Origin of the sequence: Pseudomonas sp. YH-1 (assembly GCF_051990045.1) — a bacterium.
GTDB classification, from domain to species: domain Bacteria; phylum Pseudomonadota; class Gammaproteobacteria; order Pseudomonadales; family Pseudomonadaceae; genus Pseudomonas; species Pseudomonas nicosulfuronedens.
The window spans coordinates 737,391-761,168 of sequence record NZ_CP178184.1 but is presented as its reverse complement, the minus strand read 5'-3'; the positions used below and the strand labels follow the sequence as shown (position 1 = coordinate 761,168).

Annotated in this window: 18 protein-coding genes; 12 read left to right on the top strand and 6 right to left on the bottom strand. The window is 64.7% G+C overall.

Annotated features, from left to right (window positions below):
- Nucleotides 1-209: 209 nt before the first annotated feature.
- The 6 genes from ACKI1H_RS03375 to ACKI1H_RS03350 all read right to left on the bottom strand — a co-directional run bounded on the left by ACKI1H_RS03375 (nucleotide 210) and on the right by ACKI1H_RS03350 (nucleotide 6,805).
- Nucleotides 210-1,199, bottom strand: a complete 990-nt coding sequence (locus ACKI1H_RS03375) for a sulfate/molybdate ABC transporter ATP-binding protein (protein WP_440467659.1) — start codon at nucleotides 1,197-1,199, stop codon at nucleotides 210-212.
- 14 nt (nucleotides 1,200-1,213) lie between these two features.
- Nucleotides 1,214-2,086 carry a sulfate ABC transporter permease subunit CysW gene (gene cysW, locus ACKI1H_RS03370; protein WP_138526606.1) on the bottom strand — a complete coding sequence of 291 codons (873 nt, stop codon included), beginning with the start codon at nucleotides 2,084-2,086 and terminating at the stop codon, nucleotides 1,214-1,216.
- Nucleotides 2,087-2,096: 10 nt separating this feature from the next.
- The gene (cysT, locus tag ACKI1H_RS03365; RefSeq protein ID WP_440467658.1) at nucleotides 2,097-2,915 is read right to left on the bottom strand and encodes a sulfate ABC transporter permease subunit CysT; all 819 of its coding nucleotides are present in this window, start codon (nucleotides 2,913-2,915) and stop codon (nucleotides 2,097-2,099) included.
- A gap of 123 nt (nucleotides 2,916-3,038) precedes the next feature.
- Nucleotides 3,039-4,037, bottom strand: a complete 999-nt coding sequence (locus tag ACKI1H_RS03360; RefSeq protein WP_138526608.1) for a sulfate ABC transporter substrate-binding protein — start codon at nucleotides 4,035-4,037, stop codon at nucleotides 3,039-3,041.
- A 171-nt stretch (nucleotides 4,038-4,208) separates the two neighbouring features.
- On the bottom strand, nucleotides 4,209-4,391 hold the full coding sequence (gene oscA / locus ACKI1H_RS03355) for a sulfur starvation response protein OscA (protein WP_017520779.1): 183 nt from the start codon (nucleotides 4,389-4,391) through the stop codon (nucleotides 4,209-4,211).
- A 140-nt stretch (nucleotides 4,392-4,531) separates the two neighbouring features.
- On the bottom strand, nucleotides 4,532-6,805 hold the full coding sequence (locus ACKI1H_RS03350) for a putative bifunctional diguanylate cyclase/phosphodiesterase (RefSeq protein ID WP_440467657.1): 2,274 nt from the start codon (nucleotides 6,803-6,805) through the stop codon (nucleotides 4,532-4,534).
- 165 nt (nucleotides 6,806-6,970) lie between these two features.
- Between ACKI1H_RS03350 and desA the strand changes: the two genes are divergently transcribed.
- From desA to ACKI1H_RS03290, 12 genes are all read left to right on the top strand, one after another.
- Entirely contained in the window at nucleotides 6,971-8,152 is a 1,182-nt protein-coding gene (desA, locus tag ACKI1H_RS03345; protein WP_138526610.1) for a delta-9 fatty acid desaturase DesA, read from the top strand.
- Between the two features lie 138 nt (nucleotides 8,153-8,290).
- Nucleotides 8,291-9,259, top strand: a complete 969-nt coding sequence (locus ACKI1H_RS03340) for a GGDEF domain-containing protein (protein WP_440467656.1) — start codon at nucleotides 8,291-8,293, stop codon at nucleotides 9,257-9,259.
- A 1,057-nt stretch (nucleotides 9,260-10,316) separates the two neighbouring features.
- Nucleotides 10,317-11,726 carry a hypothetical protein gene (locus ACKI1H_RS03335; protein ID WP_138524467.1) on the top strand — a complete coding sequence of 470 codons (1,410 nt, stop codon included), beginning with the start codon at nucleotides 10,317-10,319 and terminating at the stop codon, nucleotides 11,724-11,726.
- 59 nt (nucleotides 11,727-11,785) lie between these two features.
- Complete coding sequence (locus ACKI1H_RS03330) at nucleotides 11,786-12,880, top strand: DegT/DnrJ/EryC1/StrS family aminotransferase (RefSeq protein WP_138524465.1); 1,095 nt, start codon at nucleotides 11,786-11,788, stop codon at nucleotides 12,878-12,880.
- Between the two features lie 10 nt (nucleotides 12,881-12,890).
- The gene (locus tag ACKI1H_RS03325; protein ID WP_440467655.1) at nucleotides 12,891-14,411 is read left to right on the top strand and encodes a lipopolysaccharide biosynthesis protein; all 1,521 of its coding nucleotides are present in this window, start codon (nucleotides 12,891-12,893) and stop codon (nucleotides 14,409-14,411) included.
- Between the two features lie 2 nt (nucleotides 14,412-14,413).
- Complete coding sequence (locus ACKI1H_RS03320; protein WP_138524461.1) at nucleotides 14,414-15,343, top strand: glycosyltransferase family 2 protein; 930 nt, start codon at nucleotides 14,414-14,416, stop codon at nucleotides 15,341-15,343.
- A 31-nt stretch (nucleotides 15,344-15,374) separates the two neighbouring features.
- Nucleotides 15,375-17,588, top strand: a complete 2,214-nt coding sequence (locus ACKI1H_RS03315; RefSeq protein WP_138524459.1) for a polysaccharide biosynthesis tyrosine autokinase — start codon at nucleotides 15,375-15,377, stop codon at nucleotides 17,586-17,588.
- Nucleotides 17,589-17,614: 26 nt separating this feature from the next.
- Nucleotides 17,615-18,385 carry a WbqC family protein gene (locus ACKI1H_RS03310; protein ID WP_440467654.1) on the top strand — a complete coding sequence of 257 codons (771 nt, stop codon included), beginning with the start codon at nucleotides 17,615-17,617 and terminating at the stop codon, nucleotides 18,383-18,385.
- Nucleotides 18,382-18,909 carry a transcription/translation regulatory transformer protein RfaH gene (gene rfaH, locus ACKI1H_RS03305; RefSeq protein WP_440467653.1) on the top strand — a complete coding sequence of 176 codons (528 nt, stop codon included), beginning with the start codon at nucleotides 18,382-18,384 and terminating at the stop codon, nucleotides 18,907-18,909. Before ACKI1H_RS03310 ends, rfaH begins: the two co-directional genes overlap by 4 nt.
- A gap of 44 nt (nucleotides 18,910-18,953) precedes the next feature.
- The gene (locus tag ACKI1H_RS03300; RefSeq protein WP_138524453.1) at nucleotides 18,954-19,952 is read left to right on the top strand and encodes a glycosyltransferase; all 999 of its coding nucleotides are present in this window, start codon (nucleotides 18,954-18,956) and stop codon (nucleotides 19,950-19,952) included.
- Complete coding sequence (locus ACKI1H_RS03295; RefSeq protein ID WP_440467652.1) at nucleotides 19,949-21,181, top strand: glycosyltransferase family 4 protein; 1,233 nt, start codon at nucleotides 19,949-19,951, stop codon at nucleotides 21,179-21,181. Before ACKI1H_RS03300 ends, ACKI1H_RS03295 begins: the two co-directional genes overlap by 4 nt.
- Nucleotides 21,150-23,765 (top strand): GH39 family glycosyl hydrolase, encoded by a 2,616-nt coding sequence (locus ACKI1H_RS03290; protein WP_440467651.1) that lies wholly within the window; start codon nucleotides 21,150-21,152, stop codon nucleotides 23,763-23,765. The genes ACKI1H_RS03295 and ACKI1H_RS03290 overlap by 32 nt, the downstream gene beginning before the upstream one ends.
- Nucleotides 23,766-23,778 lie beyond the last annotated feature (13 nt).

The window sequence follows — 23,778 nt, the reverse complement described above, 5'->3', positions numbered from 1 at the left end:
GCCAGGATACGAGGGTTTGAAAGCCTTGGGGAAGCGCGGCCCCTCTCCCTAACCCTCTCCCTGAAGGGAGAGGGGACCGTTCGGTGCAGGAGAAAACTTCGGTATCAGCCGGCACGGATAGCCCCCTCTCCCATCAGGGAGAGGGCGGGGGGGAGAGGGCAAGTTGCTGCGCAGAGATCCGACCGGGGGCGGATAGGCCGAACGTTGGTTCAGATATTCGCCACTGGCTGATAAGCCTTCGGCTTGAAGTACAGCGTCTCGCCACGGGCGAGGCCGGCCAGGCTGTCGTGGTCCTTCACCACTTCGGCCTCGATCAGCTCGTCCTGGCCGTCGACCTTGAGGGTCACCCGGGTGATAGCGCCCAGCGGACGGATGTCGCGGACTTCGGCGGCTCGGTGCTCGGCCACTTCGGAACGCGACAGCGAGATTTCGTGCGGACGGAACAGCACGTGCTCGTCACCGCCGATGTGCAGGCGGTTGGAGTCGCCGAGGAAGTGGTAGACGAAGTCGCTGGCCGGGTTCTCGTAGACTTCGCCCGGCGAGCCGATCTGCTCGATCACGCCCTTGTTCATCACCACGATGCGATCGGCGACTTCCATCGCTTCTTCCTGGTCGTGGGTGACGAACACGGAGGTCAGGTTGATCTCCTCATGCAGGCGTGCGAGCCAGCGGCGCAGCTCCTTGCGCACCTTGGCGTCGAGGGCGCCGAAGGGCTCGTCGAGCAGCAGGATCTTCGGCTCCACCGCCAGGGCGCGGGCCAGGGCGATACGCTGGCGCTGACCGCCGGAGAGCTGTTCCGGGTAGCGGTCGGACAGCCAGTCCAGCTGCACCATGTTCAGCAGTTCGTGGACCTTCTCGGCGATGTGCGACTCGCTCGGGCGTTCCTTCTTGGGCTTCATGCGCAGGCCGAAGGCGACGTTGTCGAACACCGTCATGTGGCGGAACAGCGCGTAGTGCTGGAACACGAAGCCGACGTTGCGATCACGCACGTCGTGCTGCGAGACGTCCTCGCCGTGGAACACGATGTTGCCGGCGTCCGGGGTTTCCAGGCCGGCGATGATGCGCAGCAGCGTGGTCTTGCCACAGCCGGACGGGCCGAGTAGGGCAACCAGTTCGCCGCTGTGGATATCCAGGTTGATGTCGTTCAGCGCCTTGAAGGCGTTGAAGTTCTTGCTGACGTTACGGATCTCGATGCTCATGGCTGGGCTCTCACTTATTCATCGTCAGCTTTGACTTTGGTTCGGGACAGGCGCGACTCGCTCCACTGCTTGAGCAGCAGGATGACGAGGGCCATCAGCAGCAACAGGGTGGCGACGCTGAAAGCGGCGACGTGGTTGTATTCGTTGTAGAGGATTTCGACGTGCAGCGGCAGGGTGTTGGTGACGCCGCGGATGTGCCCGGAAACCACCGACACCGCGCCGAATTCGCCCATGGCGCGCGCGGTGCACAGCACCACGCCGTAGATCAGGCCCCATTTGATGTTCGGCAGGGTCACATGCCAGAACATCTGCCAGCCGTTGGCGCCGAGCAGGCGCGCGGCTTCCTCTTCCTGCGTGCCCTGTTCCTGCATCAGCGGGATCAGCTCGCGGGCGACGAAGGGGAAGGTAACGAAGATGGTCGCCAGGACGATACCGGGCACGGCGAAGACGATCTGGATGTCGTGGTCGCTCAACCACTCGCCGAAGTAACCCTGGGCGCCGAACAGCAGCACGTAGATCAGGCCGGCGATCACCGGCGAGACCGAGAACGGCAGGTCGATCAGGGTGACCAGGATGCTCTTGCCGGGGAACTCGAATTTGGTTACGCACCAGGCGGCGGCCACGCCGAACACCAGGTTCAGCGGCACCGAAATGCCCACGGCGATCAGCGTCAGCTTCAGTGCGGCCAGCGCGTCGGGTTCCAGGATGGCCTCGAAGAAGGTGCCGAAGCCCTGCTTCAGCGCCTCGCTCAGCACCACGAACAGCGGCAGCAGCAGGAACACGGCGAAGGCCAGCCAGGCCAGCGCGATCAGGGCGCGGCGGCCCCAGACATTACCCCGGCGAGCAGCGTTGGCAGCGGCCGCGGCGGAAAGGCTTGCGGTACTCATGGCGCGCTCCTCAAGGCGTTTCGATGCGGCGTTGCAGCAGGTTGATCAACAGCAGCAGGACGAAGGCGACGACTAGCATCAGCACGCCGATGGCGGTGGCGCCGGTATAGTCGTACTGGTCCAGCTTGACCATGATCAGCAGCGGCAGGATCTCGGTCTTCATCGGCATGTTGCCGGCAATGAAGATCACCGAACCGTATTCACCGACGCCACGGGCGAAGGCCAGGGCGAAACCGGTCAGCCAGGCCGGCAGCAGCGCCGGCAGCAGCACGTGACGGAACACCTGCAGCGGCTTGGCGCCCAGGCAGGCGGCGGCTTCTTCAACTTCACGGGGGATGTCCGCCAGCACTGGCTGCACCGTGCGCACCACGAACGGCAGGACCACGAAGGTCAGCGCCAGGGTGATGCCCAACGGGGTGTAGGCGATCTTGAAGCCCAGTTCGGTAGCGAAGCGGCCAACCATGCCGTTGGGCGCGTACAGCGCGGTGAGCGCGATACCGGCCACGGCGGTGGGGAGGGCGAAGGGCAGGTCGATCATCGCATCGATGATCTTGCGGCCCGGGAAGCGGTAGCGCACCAGTACCCAGGCCAGCAGGGTGCCGATCACGCCATTGATCAGGGCGGCGATCAGCGCGGTGCCGAAGCTCAGCTTGAGCGCGGCGATGACGCGCGGCGCGGTGATGATGGTCCAGAACTGATCCCAGGTGAGCTCAGTGGTCTTGAGGAACAAGGCCCCCAGCGGAATCAGCACCAACAGGCTGAGATACACCAGGGTGTAGCCCAGAGTCAGCCCGAAGCCGGGTATGACCGGGGAGATGCGTCGCGACATTGTCTGTCCTTTCTCGTGAACGCGTTGAGCCCCCGCCATGGGGCGGGGGTTTTCGTTCCGCGCGGGCTGTGCACCGGCCCGCCCGGATCGGGCCGCCCGGCACAGGGCCGGGCGGGTGGCGCATCACTGCGCCTGGTAGATCTTGTCGAAGATGCCGCCGTCGTTGAAGAACTTGGGCTGCGCAACTTTCCAGCCGCCGAAGTCCTTGTCGATGGTCACCAGGTTGAGTTTCGGGAACTGGTTGGCGAACTCGGCTGCGACCTTCTCGTTACGCGGGCGGTAGAAGTTCTGCGCGGCAATGCGCTGGCCTTCTTCGCTGTACAGGTACTTCAGGTATTCCTCGGCGACCTTGCGGGTGCCTTTCTTGTCGACGGTCTTGTCGACCACGGCCACCGGCGGCTCGGCCAGGATGGACACGGACGGGACGACGATCTCGAAGTTCTCGCCGCCCTGTTCCTTCTTGGCCAGGAAGGCTTCGTTCTCCCAGGCCAGCAGCACGTCGCCAATGTTGTTGTTGACGAAGGTGATGGTCGAACCGCGGGCGCCAGTGTCCAGAACCGGAACGTGCTTGTACAGGTTCTGCACGTATTCCTGGGCTTTCTCGTCGCTACCGTATTCCTTCTTCGCCCAGGCCCAGGCGGCCAGGAAGTTCCAGCGGGCGCCGCCGGAGGTCTTCGGGTTCGGGGTGATGACTTCCACGCCCTGCTTGGTCAGGTCGGCCCAGTCCTTGATGCCCTTGGGATTGCCCTTGCGCACCAGGAACACGATGGTCGAGGTATACGGGGTGCTGTTGTCGGGCAGGCGGGCTTGCCAGTCGGCGGGCAGCAGCTTGCCCAGCTTGTTCAGCTCGTCGATGTCGCCGGCCAGGGCCAGGGTCACCACGTCGGCCTTCAGGCCGTCGATCACGGCGCGGGCCTGTTTGCCCGAGCCACCGTGGGATTGCTGCACGGTCAGGTCGTCACCGCCCTGGGCCTTCCAGTGCTTGATGAAGGCGGCGTTGTAGGCCTGGTACAGCTCGCGGGTCGGGTCGTAGGAAACGTTCAGCAGTTGGGTCGCGGCGGAGACGGGGCCTGCGATCAAGGCGCTGGCCAGTGCGGCCAGGGCGAAACGGCGGATGGACATGTGCAGCTCCTGAAAAAAATGCAGTTCTATTTGTGTTTGTTTGGCAGGGTCTTTCGGGGGGCGATGTCAGCCACGCATTCGTGGCTGGCAGCTGCAGTACCGGTGGGGCAGTGCGGTCATGGCGACGCTCCGGTGGTCCAGTCCTGCCCCTTGATAAAGGGACACGGTGGCTCAGGCAGGCTTGCCCGGGCTCTGTTGCAGGCGGAATTTTTCCTTGCGCTCGATCTGCACCACCTGGCCGTTGTGCACGGTGATCTCGACGGCGCCGAAACGCAGGCCACGCAGGGCGCTCTGCACTTCGCGCAGGATGTTGGCTTCGTCCTGGCCGTCCAGGCTACGGAGGGTTGCGCTCATGGGTATCTGCTCCTAATGGGTTGACCACCGGCCGATTCACCAACGGCGCGTGCGGTGTGAGCGCATCTTAGGCAGGAGCTGGATATTCTTAAAAATACTGTTTAAGAATTTTTATATATCAGAAAGTTTTTAGGGCGGATTCATGCGGTTCCGCGCGGTAATTGTGCCAGCAGGACTTCGGCCGGCTGCGGGGCGCCGTACCAGTATCCCTGGCCGAAATCGCAGGCGTGGGTGAGCAGGAAGGCGGCCTGGTCGGGACGTTCGATGCCCTCGGCGACCACTTGCAGGCCCATGCTCTGGCCCAGCGCGATCACCGCGCAGGCGATGGCGGCGTCCTCGGAGTCGTCCGGCAGGCCGGCGACGAATCCCTGGTCGATCTTCAGCTTGTGCACCGGCATGCGCTTCAAGCGCATCAGCGAGGAGTAGCCGGTGCCGAAGTCGTCGATGGCCAGGTGGACGCCCAGCAGGCGCAATTGGCAGAGCAGCTCCAGGGCCTGGTCGAAGTTCTCCATCACCGCGCTTTCGGTGACTTCCAGCTCCAGGTGATGCGGCTCCAGACCGCTCTGCTCCAGGGCCAGGGCCACACGCTCTTCCAGGCCGCCGCGACCGAACAGCCGGCTGGAGACGTTGACCGCTATGAAGTCCAGATGGATTCCGGCGTTGAGCCACTGGCGCATCTGCCGGCAGGCCTGCTCCAGCACCCAGGCGTCGATGGCGGTGATCAGGCCGCTTTCCTCGGCCACCGGAATGAATTCGCCGGGCGCGATCAGCCCTTTCTGCGGATGCTGCCAGCGCACCAGTGACTCGACGCCGACCATGCGGCCCGTGGCCAGGTCGTGCACCGGCTGGAAGTACAGGCGCAGCTCGTCATGGTCCAGCGCATGGCGCAGCGCCGATTCCACCTGCACATGGGAGCGCGCGCGGGCGGTCAGCTCGGGGGTATAGAAAGCGTAGAGGTTGCGCCCGCTGGCCTTGGCCTGGAACAGCGCGGCGTCGGCATGCTGCATCAAGTGGTCGACGTTGCGCGCGTCCTCGGGGAACAGGCTGACGCCCAGGCTCACCGACATATAGATGGTCTGCTCGTTGACCTCGAAGGGCGCGCTCATCGCTTCCAGCAGGCGTTGGGCGAGGCTGCTGGCATGGTGCGGCTGCTGGCTCTCAAGGACCACGGCGAATTCGTCGCCGCCCAGGCGGGCCAGGGAGCAGCGTTCATCCAGGCAGCTTTCCAGGCGCTCGGCGACGGCGCGAATCAGCTGGTCGCCAATGTTGTGGCCGAGGCTGTCGTTGATGTGCTTGAAGTGATCGAGATCGATGCTCAGCAGTGCGCCACCACCCTGTTCACGCTCGGCGCGGGCCAGCGCCTGGTCGATGCGCTCGCGCAGCAGCAGGCGGTTGGGCAGGCCGGTAAGCGGGTCGTGGTGGGCGAGGAAATCCAGCTCGTGCTGCGAGCGCTTGAGGCTGCTGAGGTCGGAGAACACCGCGACGTAGTGGGTCAGTTCACCCTCCTCATTGCGCACGGCACGGATGTGCTGCCACTGCGGATAAACCTCGCCGCTCTTGCGGCGGTTCCAGATCTCGCCGCTCCAGACGCCGTTCTCGTGCAGGGCCGTCCACATGTGTTGGTAGAAGGCGGCGTCCTGACGGCCGGATTTGAGTAGTGACGGCTCGCCGCCAAGCACGTCTTCGGCGCTGTAGCCGGTGATGCGTGAGAAGGACGGATTGGTGTGCACGATCACGCCGCGCGCGTCGGTCACCAGCAGGCCTTCCTGGGTCGCCTCGAATACGGCGGCAGCCTGGCGCAGGTGATCCTCGTTGCTGCGCTGGTGAGTGATGTCGCGGTTGACGCCGGTCAGGCGCAGCGGGCGACCATCCTCGCCGCGGGTCAGGCGGCCGCTGCTGCGGACCCAGCGGTAGCTGCCGTCGCCATGACGGATGCGGTAGACGCACTCCAGGCGTGTGCGCAAGCCCTGGATGCAGTCCTGGTGCAGGGCGAGGATGCGCGCGCGGTCTTCCGGGTGCAGACGCTGTTCCCAGAGCAGCAGGTCGTCGCTCAGGTGCTCCAGGGGCAGGCCGATCAGGTTGGCGTAGCCGGGTGAGTAGTAGACGCGCTGGGTTTCCAGGTCCCAGTCCCAGATGCCGTCCTCGACCACCTCGAATACGCGGCTCAAACGCTGCTCCTTGTCCGCCAGCGCGGCGAACGCGGCGTCCTGCCGGCGGAAGTGGCGGCAAAGCAGAAAGAACAGCACGAGGAAAGTGAGTGCGAGGAACCCGTACTTCTTCAGCTCCAGCGCCCGCGCCAGTGAGGCGGGGTCATGCAGGACATTTTGTAACCATTGGTCACTCAGCCAGACCCAGAGGGTGGCGGCGATCAGGTACAGAAAGCTGATGCGCAGGGCGCTGAGGCGTGGATTCATGCGGTAGTGGGGTGGATTTATTGGCTGCGCAGTATAAATGATGGCCAGTTGGCCGCGTTCGTATCTAAAAGACCGGATGGTAATCCGGACCCGCTTGGTGATAATGCGGCTGTCCCTGCCTGCCAGGGAGTAGTCCTACACCCCTTCCGAGGTACAGTATCGCCTATGTGGTACAACGGTTTCCTTGACCTGTCGCCGTGGCAACTGGTGGCAGTCACCCTGGTCCTGACACATATCACCATCGTCAGCGTCACCGTCTATCTGCACCGCTACTCGGCGCACCGAGCGCTTGAGCTGCATCCGGCGCTGCAGCATTTCTTCCGCTTCTGGCTGTGGATGACCACGGCCATGAACACCCGCGAGTGGACGGCCATCCACCGCAAGCACCACGCCAAGTGCGAAACCGCCGAAGACCCGCACAGCCCGGTGTACAAGGGCCTGGGTACCGTGCTGCGTACTGGCGCCGAGCTGTATCGCAAGGAGGCGGAGAACGCCGACACCCTGCGTATTTATGGCAAGAACTGCCCGGAAGACTGGATCGAGCGCAATGTCTACTCGCGCTATCCCACCGGCGGCATCGTGCTGATGGCGATCATCGACCTCGCTCTGTTCGGCGTGCTCGGCATGACCGTCTGGGCCGTGCAGATGATGTGGATCCCCGTATGGGCCGCCGGCGTTATCAACGGCCTGGGCCATGCTGTCGGCTACCGCAACTTCGAGTGCCGTGACGCCGCTACCAATCTCGTGCCCTGGGGCATCCTGATCGGCGGCGAGGAGCTGCACAACAACCACCACACCTACCCGAACTCGGCGAAGCTGTCGGTGAAGAAGTGGGAATTCGACCTGGGCTGGGCCTGGATCAAGGTGTTCAGCTTCCTGCGCCTGGCCAAGGTTGCCCGCGTGGCGCCCATCGCGCATCGCGTGGAAGGCAAGGGCAGCCTGGACATGGATACCGCCATGGCCATCCTCAACAACCGGTTCCAGATCATGGCCCAGTACCGCAAGCTGGTGATCGGTCCGCTGGTGAAGCAGGAAGTGGCCAAGGCCGACGAGTCGGTGCGCCACCTGTTCCGCCGCGCCAAGCGCCTGCTCTCGCGTGAAACCAGCCTGCTGGAAGAGCGCCATCATGCGCGCATCCAGGATCTGCTCGCGCAGAGCCAATCCCTGCAGGTGATCTACGAGAAGCGCCTGGCCCTGCAGCAGATCTGGGTGAAAACCAGCGCCAACGGCCACGACATGCTCGCCGCGATCAAGCAGTGGGTGCACGAGGCGGAGGCCAGCGGCATCCAGTCCCTGCGCGAGTTCGCCGAGCAACTGAAGACCTACTCCCTGCGTCCGGCCGTCTGATATGGCGGAAACGTCCTAGGACGTTGAGAGATGCGTCTCAGAAAAGCCCGCCGTTCGGCGGGCTTTTCGTTTAATTTGCAGCAGCCTGGCGTAGTTTGCGGTCATAGCCCCGGTCAATGAGCGGGAGGACGCTGATACATGGATGAGAATAAATTGCCGGCCGATCAGGAAGAGGCCTTGCTGGCACTGCTGCACAGCCGTGCCGAGGTAACCCGGCTGAAGGAGCGCGAACAGCTCTTCAGTGCGCTGCTGGCGAGCGTGAACTCGGTACTCTGGGCCTTCGACTGGCAGGCGCAGCGCATGGTCTATGTCAGTCCGGCGTACGAACGCATCTTCGGCCGCTCCGCTGCGCTGCTGCTGGCGGACTACAACGAGTGGCGCAACTGCATCTACCCCGATGACCTGGACTACGCCCAGAGCACCCTGCACGAGGTGCTGGAGCGCGGCGCCATCGAGCAGCGCGAGTACCGCATCCTGCGTGCCGACGGCGAAGTGCGCTGGCTCAGCGACAAATGTTTCGTCAGTCAGCACAGCGACGCCGGCCTGCCGCTGATGATCGTCGGCATCGCCGAGGACATTACCGACAAGAAGCACCTGGAAACCGAGCTGCACCGCCTGGCTACCACCGACGTGCTGACCCAGAGCAGCAACCGCCGCTACTTCTTCGACAGCGCCGAGCAGGCCTTCCGCGACTGCAAGGCGACCTCCACGCCGCTGGCCTTCCTGCTGCTGGACGTGGACGACTTCAAGAAGATCAACGACGTCTACGGCCACCAGGTCGGTGACGTGGTCTTGCAGCGCATCGCTCAGAGTGGGGCGGGCGCGCTGCGTCGCGGTGATCTGTTCGGCCGTATCGGCGGAGAGGAATTCGCCGTGCTGCTGCCCGGCTGCGACGAAAACATGGCGCGGCAGATTGGCGAGCGCCTGCAGCGGGAAGTGCAGCGTCTGCGCTTCAACGAGGCCGAGCATTTCTTCAGCGTCACCATCAGTCAGGGGCTGACGCTGCTACAGCCGGATGACCAGAATCTTTCCGCGCTCTACAGCCGTTCCGATGCGGCGCTGTATCAGGCAAAACGTACCGGAAAGGATCGTATTGTTCAGGGATGAAACACATCTGCCGTGTCCGCGGCGGATACATTAATACTTTCCGACTAATCCTTTTCGCGCAGATACGAAGGTGTACGTTTATGCTGTCAAAATGCCTATGTCGGGATTATGGCGCCTTATAAATCAATGATTTACGAATACTGATTTGCCTTCTGTCGGATTCCCGGCGTAGGATCGCTTCCTACGTTGACACGCCTTTGTCCCCCCCTCTATTACTATCCACATAGCAATATCGTGTGGTGTCCGGATGAGACACCTCAGGGAGTAGTCGCAAGAGCAGTAAGGTCAAGGAAGATTCTGCCCCCCTCTTCTTCCTGTCATTTTCCTATCGCTGCCTGACAACTTTCGCCGGCCTTCTTGGCTGCGGAAGCGCGATAGTTTTTTGCTGTTGTTTTTCCAGATTTTCGGAACAGGCCGAAGGGCGGTAGCTTTGCCCAGCGAAAACTAGCGGCCACTCCAGGGACGAACAGTTGATTGTCGTTGTTTGAATCGGGTCATTCGAACTCGGGCGGTAGCCTTGTCTTCGAATTTTACCAAAGGCCCGGTGCAGAGCGTCTCCTGGAGTGGAGTGAGTAACGATGGCCGCTGCATTGATGGAATTCGACGGCACTTTCCATGCCGTGAAAACAAGCAGGAAGAGCAACGCTTCCCGGGCGGAAAGTGTTTCGCTGGTGAAACGGCAGGAGTATTGCGCCCCTCCCCGCGGCGCAATTGAAAAGTTTAGTCCTAGTGCTTTTGTTAGTTCGAAAGTTAGTTATGCCCCTCTTTCCAGGCGTAGTTCAAGGTGTAACAGGCCTGAACTTTCGGTTGAACTTTATCCGCGCCAGACACTGATTGTTTCAACTCTGAAACAGCAACTTCGATGCCGTGTTGAAGTTGCCCTGCAGGTGTTCGCCACCCCTTCCGGACCAGCCCCCGCGACCTTCTCGAAACAGGTGCGCGCGCCTGCGGCCGCGCCGCGAGTGACGGAATCCCGGCGCGAACGCCGCCACCCTGCCGGCCGACAGCGCCGGCCTCACGAGAGCCGCGCGCCCCGCCGCGCTGGGAGTCAAGGCTGATGGCCGAGCAATCGCTTCGTTCCAACTATGCCTGTGTGGTCGGCGGCGCCGGTCCAGCAGGCATGGGCTTCCTGTTCAACGCCTACAAGACCGGCGCATTGGCGAGCCTCGCCCGTGATGGTCTGTTGGTGGTGGACGCTGCGCTGGCGGTCGGCCGTGGCCGGTTGGGGGACTACCACATCACCGCCAACTCGGTGGGGGATGTGTTCCTCGACTGCCTGCGCGATCCGGCGTTGCTGCCCATCTTTGCGCCGCTGGCGCATTCCCAGGCTTTCCGCGCCCTGCAGAACGATCCCCACGGCGCGCCGATGCTCACCCAGGTGGGCGAGTTGCTGGCGCACGCCTCGACGCTGTTCATGCGCTACGTCACCGAGCACCTGGGCGTCGAAGTGGCGCTGGGTACACGTATCGAAAAGATCACCGCACTGGACGACGGCAGCTTCCAGCTGGCACTGCGCAGCGGCTCCCACACCGCTCAGATTGGCGCAGGTTCGCTGGTGATGAACCTGGGCGGCCGGCAGAACCGCGAGTACCTGAACTGGAGCCTGGCCGAGCAGGACCTGCACCTGTCCCACGACGGCCCCACGGTCTATTCCTCCGACGCGCTGCTGAGTCTGAACGCCGCGGAGCTGGTGGAGCTGTTCGGCGACCGGGTGACTCCGGGTACCCGCTTCACCGTGGTCGGCGGCTCCCACAGCGCTTTCTCGATTCTCGACAACCTCGCCTGCGCCCTGGATTGCCTGGGCCTCGAGCAGATTACCCTGTTGCACCGCGCGCCGATCCGCCTGTTCTTCGAGAGCGTCGAAGAAGCGCGCGCGGCCGGCTACGTGGTGGACGAAGGCATGGACGTCTGCCCGGTGTCCGGTCGAGTCAACCGCTCCGGGGGCCTGCGCTACCGCGCCCACCAGGTCGGTACCGACGTGCTGTCCAACGGCTTGGTCAGCGGCACCCGGGTGAAGGTCGAGCTGCTGAGCCTGGAGGATCGCTCACCCGCCGTCCGCGAGCGCCTGGAGCAGTGCTGCAGCGACGATGGCGTATTCGTCCAGGCCATCGGCTACCAGCCGTGCCTGCCGGCTTTACGCCGTGCCAATGGTGAGCCGCTGCAGGTGCGCGAGAGCAAAGGCGGGCTGGACTCCGACGCTGCCGGCTGCCTGCGCGACCACACCGGCCGGCCGATTCCCGGCCTCTACAGCTTCGGCCTTGGCTCCGGTCTTGCGGCCAACCCGATGCTGGGCAGCGAGCGTTCCTTCGACAGCCGCATCTACGGCGTCTGGCAGTTCCACAACGACGCCAGCGGCCGGGTCATCGAGGCCCTGCAGGAACACCTGGCCAACCGCGCGCCGCAAGCGGCGCAATCCATGGAATCCCGCATCGACGACGCACCCTTCGCGCTGTCGGCGCTGGGTTGAGCGGCGTGTTCGCCGGCTCGACTGCCAACGGACTTTCCATCCAACAGAGGGATGCGACCGTGATCAATGTGACCAAGACCTACCTGGGCAACCTGGACAAGTTCAAGGCCTACGTGGAACAGATCTATGCCTCCGGCTGGATCACCAACCACGGCCCCTTCGTCACGGAGTTGGAAGAGCGCCTGCAGGACTACTTCGGCGTTCGCCATGTGATTCTCACCAACAACGGCACCATCGCCCTGCAAGTGGCCTACCGGGCCCTGGGCGTGACCGGCAGTGCCGTGACCACCCCCTTCAGCTTCGTTGCCACCAGCAGCACGCTGCAGTGGGAGAGCATCCGTCCGCGCTTCGCCGACATCGATCCGCGGACCTGGAACCTCGACCCTGCGCGCATCGAAGCCAGCCTTGCGCCGGATACCACCGCCATCGTCGCCACCCACGTGTTCGGTAATCCCTGTGCGGTGGAGGAGATTCAGGCGGTGGCCCAGCGCAACCAGTTGAAAGTGATCTACGACGGCGCACACGCCTTCGGCTCGCGTTACCGCGACCGCTCGGTGCTGGCCTGGGGGGATGCCACCACCCTGAGCTTCCATGCCACCAAGCTGTTCCACACCATCGAGGGCGGCGCCATCGTCACCTCCGATGACGACCTGGCGAAGCAGATCCGCCTGATGTGCAACTTCGGCATCGCCGGCGTCGACCAGATCGTCGGGTTGGGGATCAACGCCAAGCTCAACGAGTTTTCCGCCGCCATGGGCCTGTGCGTGCTCGACGAAATCGACAGCATCCTCGCCCAGCGCGAGGAGATCGCCGCCCGCTACACCGCCGCGCTCAGCGGCTACTACGACCTGCAAGCCACCGAGAGCTACGCCCGGCTGAACAACAGCTACTACCCCATCGGCCTGCGCGACGAGGCCCAGGTGCTGCGCGTGCGCACCGCGCTGAACGAGATCGGGGTCAACCCGCGGCGGTACTTCTACCCGTCGCTGGACACCCTCGATTACCTCGCTCCGCAGGTGCCTCAAGTGCTGTCCCGCGAGCTGAGCCAGCGCATTCTCTGCCTGCCGCTGTACCCGGGGCTGCCGCAGGAAATCCAGCGCGCGGTGATCGAAGTGCTGCTGCTGGAAAGCGGCCGCGTCGCCGTCGCGGTGTAAGGGGACGATCATGCGCGCCGCCCGCTCGCTGTCGATGGTCCGCAACACCCTGCTGAACTACGCAGGGCAGGCGTACGCCATCGTCATCGGCATCCTGATCCAGCCGTTCTACCTCGGCCACCTCGGGGCCGAGGCCTACGGTCTGATCGGCTTCTTCGCGGTGTTGCAGAGCTGGTTGCTGCTGCTCGATGCCGGCCTGTCGCCCGCGCTGGTGCGCCAGGTCGCCCATGGCCGCGGCGTCAACGGTGAAGGTCAGGGCCAGGCGCGCCTGCTGCGCTCCTTCGAGCTGATCATGCTGCCGCTGACCCTCCTCAGCAGCCTGGCGGTGTGGGGCGCAAGCACCTGGATCGCCGGGCAGTGGCTCAACGTGCAGCAACTCTCGCCCGACCTGGTGGCGCAGTGCATCAGCCTGATGGGCCTGCTGGTGGCCCTGCGGCTATACGCCACCCTGTACCGCAGTGCGCTGCAGGGGCAGGAGCTGCACGGCTTCATCAACGCAGTGAACGTGTTCATCACCACCCTGCGCTACTTCGGCGGCCTGCTGCTGGTGGCTCAGGTCAGCCAGGACCCGCTGGTGTTCTTCCAGTTCCAGGTCGTGGTGTCGCTGATCGAGGCGCTGCTGCTGGGCGGCAAGGCCTACCTGTGGATGGACGTGCGCCTGCTGACCCGCTTCTGCTGGGACACGGTGCGCCCGGTGCTGCCCTTCGCCCTGGGCATGTCCTTCTCCTCCTGCCTGTGGATCGTGCTTACCCAGCTGGACAAGGTCCTGCTGTCGAACCTGCTGCCGCTGCAGCAGTACGGCTACTTCTCCCTGGTGGCGCTGATTTCGGGCGGCATCCTCACGCTGGTCAATCCGCTGGCGCAGTCGCTGCTGCCGCGCATGACCATGCTGGTCGCCGAAGAACGCCACGAAGACATGCAGCAGCTCTATCTCAAGGCGAACCGCTTCGTCTGTGTGCTGCTGTTCCCGATGGTCGCGGTGATCGCCGCTCATGGTCATGACCTGGTCCTGGCCTGGAGCGGCGATGCCGTGGCCGCCAGTTGGTGCCGGCCGATCCTGGCCTGGTACGTACTCGGCTCAGGCCTGCTGGCGGTGGCCAGCTTCCAGTTCTACCTGCAGTACGCCCACGGTCAGCTGCGCATGCACGTCTGGTACAGCGTCATCTCCACCCTGGTGACGGTGCCGCTGGTGATCGCCAGCGCCTATCTCTACGGCGTAGTGGGCGTGGCGATGTGCTGGTTCGGACTGCGCCTGGCGTCGTTCCTGATCTGGCCGGCGATCGTGCACCGCACCTTCGCCCCCGGCCTGCACGGCACCTGGCTGCGCGACACGCTGCAGATCGCCGCGCTCAGCGCCGCCGGTCTGTTGCTCAGCGAGCCCTTCTACGCGCTGCTGGCCCGTTCCGGCGAGCGCCTGTGGCTGCTGGCGGCGCTGGCCGTGTGCGGCCTGATCACTCTGTTCCTCGTGGGCGCGGGCTCTGCCCCGGCTTTGCTGCGCCTGTTCAAACCGTCCCAAAAGCCGAGTGTTTAGACATGGATATCCGCTCCGAGCTGCAGATCCTCTCCAACTGGCCGGAAGACCCGAAGCCCCTCCTGAGCATCGTCTGCCTGGCCTACAACCAGGTGAACTACATCGGCCGCACGCTGGACAGCTTCCTCGAGCAGGTCACCGATTTCCGCTTCGAAGTGCTGGTCAACGACGACGCCTCCAACGACGGCACCAGTGAGCTGATCGCCGACTACGCCGCGCGCTACCCGCACATCATCAAGCCGATCTTCCACAAGGAAAACCAGTACTCCAAGGGCGTCTCCCACGGCCTGCCGGTGTTCCGCAAGGCGCGCGGGCGCTACATCGCCTACTGCGAGGGCGACGATTACTGGACCGACCCGCGCAAGCTGCAGATCCAGGTCGACTTCCTGGAGCAGAACCCGGACTACGTGATCACCTACCACGACGCCTACACCTACAACGAAGACGGCGTGATCAAGCCCCGGCAACTCACCGGCAAGTACCGCCGCGACGCCAGCCGTCTGGAGCTGCAGCAGGCGCGGCCGATCTCGACGTTGACCACCTGTTTCCGCAACGTCCTGACCGAGATGCCCGAGGAGCTTCGCACCACGCGCATGGTCGACCTGTGCTGGTGGTCGCTGCTGGGGGCCTTCGGCAAGGGCAAGTTCATCGAGGAAATCCGCCCGGCTGCCTATCGCGTGCACCAGGGCGGGATCTTCTCCATGCAGGCCGATCGCGTGCAGCAGCAGATGACCCTGCACACCTACTACTGCCTGTCGCGCTACTACCAGCGTGTGGGAAGCCAGGAGCTCAACGAGTACTTCCTGATGCAGGTCTGCCGGATGTCCATGGCCGCCGTCTCGCCCATGCGCAAGGTGCAGGCCTTCCTGCTGCTGATCGGCAACCACGGCGCCAACCTGCTCAAGCGGCTGAACCCGATTCAGGCGCGCTGATCCGCGCCACCTCAATGGAGGATGGAAGTCCATGAGTGTCATGCCCCGCTCGTCCCTGGAAACGCTCCAGGACACCCGCATCGACGTTGCCGGCCTGCTGCGTCTGCTGTTCGATCACAAGAAGATGATCCTCGCCGTCACCGGCCTGTTCGCGGTGCTCGGGCTCTTCTATGCAGTGGTCGCCACGCCGATCTACGTTTCCGGCGCGATGATCCAGATCGAGCAGAAGAAGAACGGCCTGAACGGCACGCCGGAGGTGATCAATCGCCCCGACTCGGTGTCGATCGCCTCCACCGAAATCGAACTGCTGAAATCCCGCGCGGTACTCGGCAAGGCGGTCGAGCTGCTGAAGCTGGACATCATCGCCAAGCCCAAGCGCCTGCCGCTGATCGGTGACTACCTGGCGCGCCGCTACCATCCCGAGGCCGGGCAGACCCTGGCTGCGCCCTGGCTGGGCATGGGGGCCTACGGCTGGGGCGGCGAGCAGATCAAGGTGTTCTCGCTCGACGTACCGGAGGAGTACCTGGGCGAACCGCTGACCCTGGTGGCCGACGGTGGCGACGCCTATCACCTGCTCAACGCCGACGACCAGCTGATCCTGCGCGGCGAGCTGAAGAAAACCGTGATGGAGAAGGGCTTCAGCATCGAGGTGGATGAGCTGGTGGCGCGCCCCGGCACCGAGTTCATCGTGGCGAAGAACCGCCTGCTCACCACGACCCTGAACTACCAGAAGCTGCTCAAGGTGGCCGAGGCCGGCAAGGACTCGGGGATCATCTACATGACCCTGGAAGATCCGAACCCGCTGCAGGCTGACCGCATCCTCGACAAGATCAGCCACCTCTACGTGCTGCAGAACGTCGAGCGCAGTTCCGCCGAAGCGTCCCAGCGCCTGCAGTTCCTGCGCTCGCAACTGCCGGTGGTACGCCTGGACCTGGAGAAGGCCGAGGCCGCTTACAACGCCTACCAGACCACTGCCAAATCCGCCGACATCAGCGTCGAGACCCGTGGTGTGCTGGACCAGGTGGTGGGCATCGACAACCAGCTTTCCGAGCTCAAGCTCAAGCGCGCCGAGTACGACCGCCTGTACACCCCGACGCATCCGACCTACCAGGCGCTGCTCAAGCAGATGGGCAGTCTGGAAGACCGCAAGGCACAACTGCAGAAACGCATCCAGACCCTGCCGGCTACCCAGCAGGAACTGCTGCGCCTGTCCCGTGACATGCAGGTCACCCGTCAGACCTACACCAACCTGCTGAACAAGGCCCAGGAGCAGGACATCATCCGCGCCGGCACCATCGGCAACGTGCGGGTGATCGACACCGCCCAGGCCAACGTCGAGCAGCCGGCCAAGCCGATGCGCAAGGTCATCGTGCTGCTCGCCACCCTGCTCGGCTTCTGCGTCGCCCTCGCGATCCTGTTCTTGCGCCAGGCCTTCTACCGTGGCGTGGAGAACCCCGAGGCGATCGAACAGCTCGGCCTCTCGGTCCTCGCCGCGATCCCCTACTCGCGGCAGCAGGAGCGCCTGGAGAAGGAGCGCAAGGGTGACATCCTCGGCCATACACCCAAGCTGCTGGCCGCGTCGGCCCCCGGTGACCTGGCCAACGAGGCGATCCGCAGCCTGCGCACCAACCTGCATTTCGCCCTGCTCGAAGCGCGCAACAACGTGGTGATGCTCACCAGCCCGGCGCCGGGCGCCGGCAAGTCGTTCGTCTCCAGCAACCTCGCGGCCATCGTCGCGCAATCGGGCCTGCGCACCCTGCTGATCGACGCCGACATGCGCAAGGGCTACCTGCACCGGGTGTTCGGCCTGACCCCGCGCCACGGCCTGTCCGACGCGCTGAGTTCGCACCGCCCGCTGAGCGAAGTGATCCTGCCCACCGAGGTGCCGGAGCTGGACTTCATCTCCTGCGGCTTCGCCGCGCCCAACCCCTCCGAGCTGCTGATGCACGAGAACTTTGCCCAGCTGCTGCGCGATGCCTCGTCGATGTACGACCTGGTGATAGTCGACACCCCGCCGGTGCTGGCGGTGACCGACGCCGCCCTGGTCGGCCGGCTGTGCGGCATCTGCCTGCTGGTGACGCGCTTCGGCCAGAGCCCGGCGAGCGAGATCGACACCGCACGGCGGCGCCTGGGGCAGAGCGGCATCCACCTGCAGGGCGCGATCCTCAACGGTGTGAAACGCAAGGCCTCGACCGCGGCATACGACTACGGCGCCTACGCCTACCGCTACGACGCCAAGGACTGAATCAGGAATAGGGAAGGGATGCAGCCATGGTCCATATCGTCAGCCTCATGCAGCCGTACCTGTTCCCCTACCTGGGGTACTTCCAGCTGATCGCCGCGAGCAGCCTGTTCATTCTCGGCGACAGCCTGCAGTACACCCGGCGCGGCTGGATCAATCGCAATCGCCTGCTGGTCGGCGGGAAGATCTGGCAGTTCAGCTTCCCGCTGGAACAGGGCTCGCAGACCCAGGCGATCAATGAGAGAAGGCTGAGCGAGCAGATGCGCCTGAGCAACCAGCGCCTGCTGCACACCATCCGCCATGCCTACCACCGCGCACCGTGCTACCCGCAGGTGATGCCGCTGCTGGAGGAAATCCTCGAACACCCCGAGCGCAACCTGTCGCACTTCGCCGAACACTCGATCCGCCGCATCTGCCATTACATGGGCATCGACACACCCATGGCGCGGGTTTCCGAGCTGGACCTGGCCGACGATATCGGCCGCGACCAGCGCCTGATCGAAGCGGTGAAACAGAGCGGTGGCGACGTCTACCTCAACCCGGAGGGCGGACGTCACCTGTACTCGCCCGAGGTGTTCCAGGCCCACGGCCTGGAGCTGCAATTCCTGCGCATGGACGAGTTGAGCTACCCGCAGTTCAGCCCTGATTTCGTCCCCAGCCTGTCGATCATCGACGTGCTGATGTTCAACCCGCCGGACGAGATGCAGCGGTTGCTGGGCCGCTACACCCTGGAGCGTTCCATTTCTCCCGCGTCAGACATCCGAGGGCGCGCTGAAAGCGCCATGGAGAGTGAGTCATGAATTCCGTGATCAGCGTTGATCTGGATGTCGCGCAGTACCGCTGGTACCTGATCCAGACCAAACCACACCAGGAACTGCGCGCCGAGGAGAACCTTGGTCGCCAGGGTTTTTCCTGCTATCGCCCGGTGGTGAAGCAGGGCAGCCGGACCCAGCCGCTGTTCCCCGGCTACCTGTTCATCCGCCTCGATCAGCAGCACGACAACTGGTTCCCGATCCGCTCCACCCGTGGTGTGGCGCGCATCGTCAGCTTCGGCGCGCAGCCGCTGGCAGTGGCCGACGACCTGGTGGAAGGCATCCGCCAGCGCCTGGCGAGCATGCCCGAGCGGCCTGCCAGCAGCTTCCACGAAGGCCAGGTGGTGCGCCTGAAGTGCGCAGGCGAATGCGAGGTCGAGGCCATCTTCCTCTGCGACGACGGCACCGAGCGCGCCCTGATCCTGCTCAACCTGCTGCAACGCGAACAACGCATCCGGGTCCCGCTCAGCCAGCTCTCGGCGGTGGGCGGCAACGACGGCTGGCGCGCCTGAGGCGCATAACCCAGACAAGGCCAGGTACAAGGAGGAGTGGCGAGATGAATGGATCGACCGTGTTGGTGACGCTGACCTATGGCGATCGCCTGGAATATCTGGAAGAGCTGCTGGCTCGTGCCTTCCGCGAGAAGGACATCACCCGCGCCATTGTCGTCAGCAATGCCTCGGTGGCGGAGCTGGACCAGCTGTTCATGCTCTGGCCCAACCGCGTGCAGGTGATCGAGCTGGACAGCAATACCGGTTCGGCCAATGGCTACGCCGTGGGCATCGAGGCTGCGCTGAAGACCGGCTGCGACTTCATCTGGCTGATGGATGACGACAACGCGCCGACGCCGGGCTCCTTCCCTCTGCTCAAGCAACGTCTGATCGACTGTGCACTGCGCCATGGCGCCGACAATACCGCCGTGCTTGGCTTTCGCCCGACCCACCAGGCCGATGTCGCCTCCGGCGTGCCGACCCGCTTCATCACGCCGCCACGCTCCAGCTACTTCGGCTTCCATGTCCGCCAACTGCCCTACAAGCTCTGGCGCCGCACGCCCTGGGGCAAGCCTAAGCCGCGCCGCGCGCAGCCATTGCTGGAGCTGCCATTCGCCTACTACGGCGGCCTGCTCGGGCATGCCGACCTGTTCCGGCGCATCGGCCTGCCGCGCCGCGATCTGGTGCTCTACGCCGACGACACCGAGTACACCTTCCGTATCGGCGCCCTCGGCGGGCATCTCTACCTGGTGCCCGAGGCTGGCCTGGACGACCTGGAGCACTCCTGGAACATCAAGGAGCGCACCTCCAACATCTACGAGACCTACCTGCTCGGCAGCTCCGACCTGCGCGCCTACTACGCCGCGCGCAACCAGGCCTGGTTCGACAAGAACCTGTGGGTCACCTCGCCGCTGATGTACCGCTTCAACCGCTGGGTGTTCATCCGCCTGCTGCACTTCTTCGCCCGCCGCCACCAGCGCGAGAGCCGCCTGGCCCTGCTGCTGCAGGCGATCCGCGATGGCGAAGCCGGCGCACTCGGCATGAACCGGGCCTACCCGCTATGAGAGTGCTGCTGCTCAACACCCTCTACGCCCCGCACATCGGTGGCGGGGCGGAGGTCATGCTGCAGCTCATGGCCGAGGGCCTGCGCGGGCGTGGGCATGACGTGCAGGTGCTCTGCACCGGGCCGGATGCGGGTCTGCAGCGCGAGACGTTCAACGGTGTAGCGGTGCTGCGCGCCGGCCTGCGCAATCTCTACTGGCCGTTCGACGAGAAGCGCCACGGCCCGCTGCAGCGCCTCGCCTGGCACGGGCTGGACCGCTACAACCGCAGCATGCGCAGCGTGCTGGCGAAGGTGCTGGAAGAGGTCGAGCCGGACGTGGTGGTCTGCCATAACCTGTCGGGCTGGTCGATCTCCGCCTGGGACGCAATCCGCGACGCCGGTCTGCCGCTCGTACAGATACTTCATGACCAGTACCTGACCTGCCCGCGCGGCGTGCGCTTCCACAAGGGTCGCCACTGTGAGCAGCAGTGCGCATCCTGTGCGCTGCTGCGGCGCTCCCACGCATCGGCTTCGAGCGAAATCGATGCGGTGGTCGGCGTCAGTCGCTACCAGCTCAATGCGCTGCTCGATGCCGGGTACTTCGCCGGCAGCCAGACCCATGTGGTCTATAACGGCTCGCCGATGGCGGAGGTGCCCGTCGCGCCGCCGGTAAGCGGGCGACGTCCGCTGCGTTTCGGCTTCATCGGCGCGCTGACCCCGAACAAGGGCGTGGAGTGGCTGATCGAGCAGTTCCAGGCACGCGGCGACGATGCCTCGCTGCTGATCGCCGGACGGGGCGACAGCACCTACGTGAACCAGCTGAAGTCCCTTGCCGATCCCCAGCGCGTGCACTTCGTCGGCTACCGCAAGGCGGCCGAATTCTTCGGTGAAATCGACGTCGCCGTGGTGCCCAGCCTGTCACCGGAATCCTTCGGGCTGGTGGCGCTGGAAGCCTGCGCCCATCACCTGCCAGTGATCGCCTCACGCATGGGCGGCCTGACGGAAATCGTCCTGGACGAAATCAACGGCCTGCTCTGCTCGCCCGAGCGCAGCGACTCGCTGGGCGACGCGATCGAACGCCTGGTGCGTGAGCCGGCGCTGCGCCAGCGCCTGGCCGCGCGCGCCCGTGAGGTCGTGGCACCAATGCTCAGCGTGGAACGGATGCTTGACGAATACGAAGCCATCCTGCGCCACACCCTGCTTACCCGCGGAGTCCAGCATGGAACTGCAATCCCCGTATCCACGCTTTGAGGTCGACCGCCGCGTGACCTTCGACCGCTCGTTGCTGGCGCTCGGGGTGCTGGTGGCCTTGCTGCTGGTGGAGACCTTCAACGGTGCGCTGCGCTTCTACACCGACCAGGCGGGTCTGTCGGCCATCGTTTACCTGCCCAAGGTGGCCTGCATCGTCGCGGTGGGCTGGGAGCTTTTCACCCGCCCGCAGCAGCGTGGCCTCTGGTTGCTGCTGATCCTCGCAGCAGCTTCGCTACTGCTCGGCCGGCTGCATGGGGCCGAGTTCAAGAGCGGCCTCTTCTCGGTGTTCATCTACGCGCCGCTGCTGTTCGGCCTGCTCTGCGGCCCCTACCTGGAAATGCATCGCAAGGCGATGGGCTGGATCATCTTCTTCTGCCTGCTCGCCTCGCTGCTCGGCATTGCCCTGGATCTCACCATCAACGTGCCGTGGAAGGGTTACACCTACTCCATGGGCGGCGTCGAGATCAGCGGCAACCGCTCCTGGAGCGCCTATGGTCTGGACCGCATCGCCGGCTTTTCGCGGATGTCCTCGAGCCTGGCGATGATGCTGGCGGTGTTCAGCCTGTACCTGGGCTCTTTCCGCCTGGCGCTGCCGGTACGTGGGTTGATCTACCTGGTGGCGCTGGTGGGCATCGTCCTGACCACCAACAAGTCCTCCGCCGGCGCCTTCTTCGTCGCCCTGCTGGTGATGGGTTTCGCCCGTCAGCGCCTGCTGTTCCTGTGTGCCGCGCTGGTAGTGGTACTGGGTGCGCTGCTGCTGCCGCTGTATGGGCTGTACGCGCAGGTCGACCCGTACCTGGCCAGCGCCACCGGCGACAACCTGATGGGGTCGATGGTGGATCGCCTGGTCAACACCTGGCCGAACCTGATCAAGGTGATGGACTACAACGGCTGGATCTATACCGGAGCCGGCCTGGGCATGACCGGCAGCGCCTACGCGGCCTTCCCGATCTTCGGCGTCGAGCAGCTGGCGGTGGCGGACAATTCGCTGCTCTACCTCTGGTGCCTGTTCGGCGTGGCCGGTGTCGCCCTCTACCTGCTGGCGGTGCCGATGCTGATGCGCCTGCAGCGCCAGCCTGGCCGCGAAGCCCGCGCGCTGCTCGGCATCGCCTACTGCATCCTGCTCATCGCCTGGACCAGCGACGTGCTCGAGTCGCCGATCCCCAGCCTGTTCCTCGGCCTGGCCATCGGCCGCGCCCTGAGCTTGCCAGGCGAAGCCGCGCCGCAACCGGCGCCGCGCACCCTGCGCCTGCAGGGCGGCATGCTTAGCCTGCTGGCCTGCACGTTGTTGATTGGCGGGCTGCTGCAATCACCGCGCACCCTGGCCAACGAGGCGCCGGTGGAAAACCTCGGCGCGCCGGAATTCATCGTCGGCGCCAGTACCCACCAGAACATCCGCGCGGGCAATCGCGACGGCATCAATCGCCTGGCGCGCGAGGCCGGCATCCTGTCGTTCCGCGACGACGCCTACTGGTCCAGCGTCGAACGCGAGCGCGGCGTGCTGTCCATCGATGCGGCCTGGCGTGCGCAGCTGCGCAGCACTCGCAGCCTGGGTATCAGCACATTGCTGATCCTGGGCAACGAGAACCAGTTCTACGGAAACGCCAAGCCGCGCGACGACGCGGCCCGCGAGGGCTATCTGCGCTATGTGCGTTATGTGGTGCGCAGCTTCAAGGGACAGGTCGCCTACTACGAAGTGTGGAACGAATGGGACTCGGAAAATGCCACCGACAAGGACTTCAGCGACGACTACCTGACCCTGGTGCGCGCGGCCGCCAAGGTGATCCGCGAGGAAGACCCGCAGGCCAAGGTGCTCGCTGGAGCCGTCACCCTCAAGGGCATTCGCCAGGGCTTCGCCGAGCGCGTCGTCGCCGGTGGCGCGCTGGATGTCGTCGACGGTATTTCGCTGCACCCCTCGGTGTACTGCGAGGGCGAGATGTCCACTCCCGAAGCCTGGCTGAACTGGTTCCAGGGCGTGAACCAGAAGCTGGAAAACGCCGCCGGCAAACCGGTCCCGCTGTACTTCACCGAGTTCAGCTGGCCGGCCCACGAAGGCGATTGCGGTATCAGCCGCGAACGCCAGGCCGCCTACCTGGCTCGCGCCTATGTGCTGGTGCGCAGCCTGCCGAACGTGAAGGGTGCCTGGTGGTATGACCTGGTGGACGACGGCATCGACCGCACGGACATGGAGCACAACTTCGGCCTGCTCACCGCCGGTGGCCAGCCGAAACCGGCCTACCACGCGATGGCCAGCATTGCCGACATCATCGGCCGCTACCGCTTCGTCGGCCGCGTACCGAATGAGGACCCGAACGTCTACCTGCTGCGCTTCGCCAAGGCCAGCGAGGAAATCCTGGTGGCCTGGACCCTGGGACACGAACAGACCCTGAACATCACCAGCAAGCCCGGCAGCAGCGACACCCTCTGGCGTCTGGACGCCGTCGAAGGGATCGCCCGCCGCGAGGGCCGGCCGGTGCCCTGGCAGTGCCCCAAAGCGGGTGGCGACTGCCAGGCCAGCATCCGCATCGACGCCTCGCCCACCCTGGTGCGCAGCGCGTCGGCCCCGCAACTGTCGTTGCGCTGACTCCATCGCGGAG

Coding starts and splice junctions, on each gene's coding strand:
- ACKI1H_RS03375 (WP_440467659.1), bottom strand. CDS start 1,199: ATGAGCATCGAGATCCGTAACGTCAGCAAGAACTTCAACGCCTTCAAG.
- cysW (WP_138526606.1), bottom strand. CDS start 2,086: ATGAGTACCGCAAGCCTTTCCGCCGCGGCCGCTGCCAACGCTGCTCGC.
- cysT (WP_440467658.1), bottom strand. CDS start 2,915: ATGTCGCGACGCATCTCCCCGGTCATACCCGGCTTCGGGCTGACTCTG.
- ACKI1H_RS03360 (WP_138526608.1), bottom strand. CDS start 4,037: ATGTCCATCCGCCGTTTCGCCCTGGCCGCACTGGCCAGCGCCTTGATC.
- oscA (WP_017520779.1), bottom strand. CDS start 4,391: ATGAGCGCAACCCTCCGTAGCCTGGACGGCCAGGACGAAGCCAACATC.
- ACKI1H_RS03350 (WP_440467657.1), bottom strand. CDS start 6,805: ATGAATCCACGCCTCAGCGCCCTGCGCATCAGCTTTCTGTACCTGATC.
- desA (WP_138526610.1), top strand. CDS start 6,971: ATGTGGTACAACGGTTTCCTTGACCTGTCGCCGTGGCAACTGGTGGCA.
- ACKI1H_RS03340 (WP_440467656.1), top strand. CDS start 8,291: ATGGATGAGAATAAATTGCCGGCCGATCAGGAAGAGGCCTTGCTGGCA.
- ACKI1H_RS03335 (WP_138524467.1), top strand. CDS start 10,317: ATGGCCGAGCAATCGCTTCGTTCCAACTATGCCTGTGTGGTCGGCGGC.
- ACKI1H_RS03325 (WP_440467655.1), top strand. CDS start 12,891: ATGCGCGCCGCCCGCTCGCTGTCGATGGTCCGCAACACCCTGCTGAAC.
- ACKI1H_RS03320 (WP_138524461.1), top strand. CDS start 14,414: ATGGATATCCGCTCCGAGCTGCAGATCCTCTCCAACTGGCCGGAAGAC.
- ACKI1H_RS03315 (WP_138524459.1), top strand. CDS start 15,375: ATGAGTGTCATGCCCCGCTCGTCCCTGGAAACGCTCCAGGACACCCGC.
- ACKI1H_RS03310 (WP_440467654.1), top strand. CDS start 17,615: ATGGTCCATATCGTCAGCCTCATGCAGCCGTACCTGTTCCCCTACCTG.
- rfaH (WP_440467653.1), top strand. CDS start 18,382: ATGAATTCCGTGATCAGCGTTGATCTGGATGTCGCGCAGTACCGCTGG.
- ACKI1H_RS03300 (WP_138524453.1), top strand. CDS start 18,954: ATGAATGGATCGACCGTGTTGGTGACGCTGACCTATGGCGATCGCCTG.
- ACKI1H_RS03295 (WP_440467652.1), top strand. CDS start 19,949: ATGAGAGTGCTGCTGCTCAACACCCTCTACGCCCCGCACATCGGTGGC.
- ACKI1H_RS03290 (WP_440467651.1), top strand. CDS start 21,150: ATGGAACTGCAATCCCCGTATCCACGCTTTGAGGTCGACCGCCGCGTG.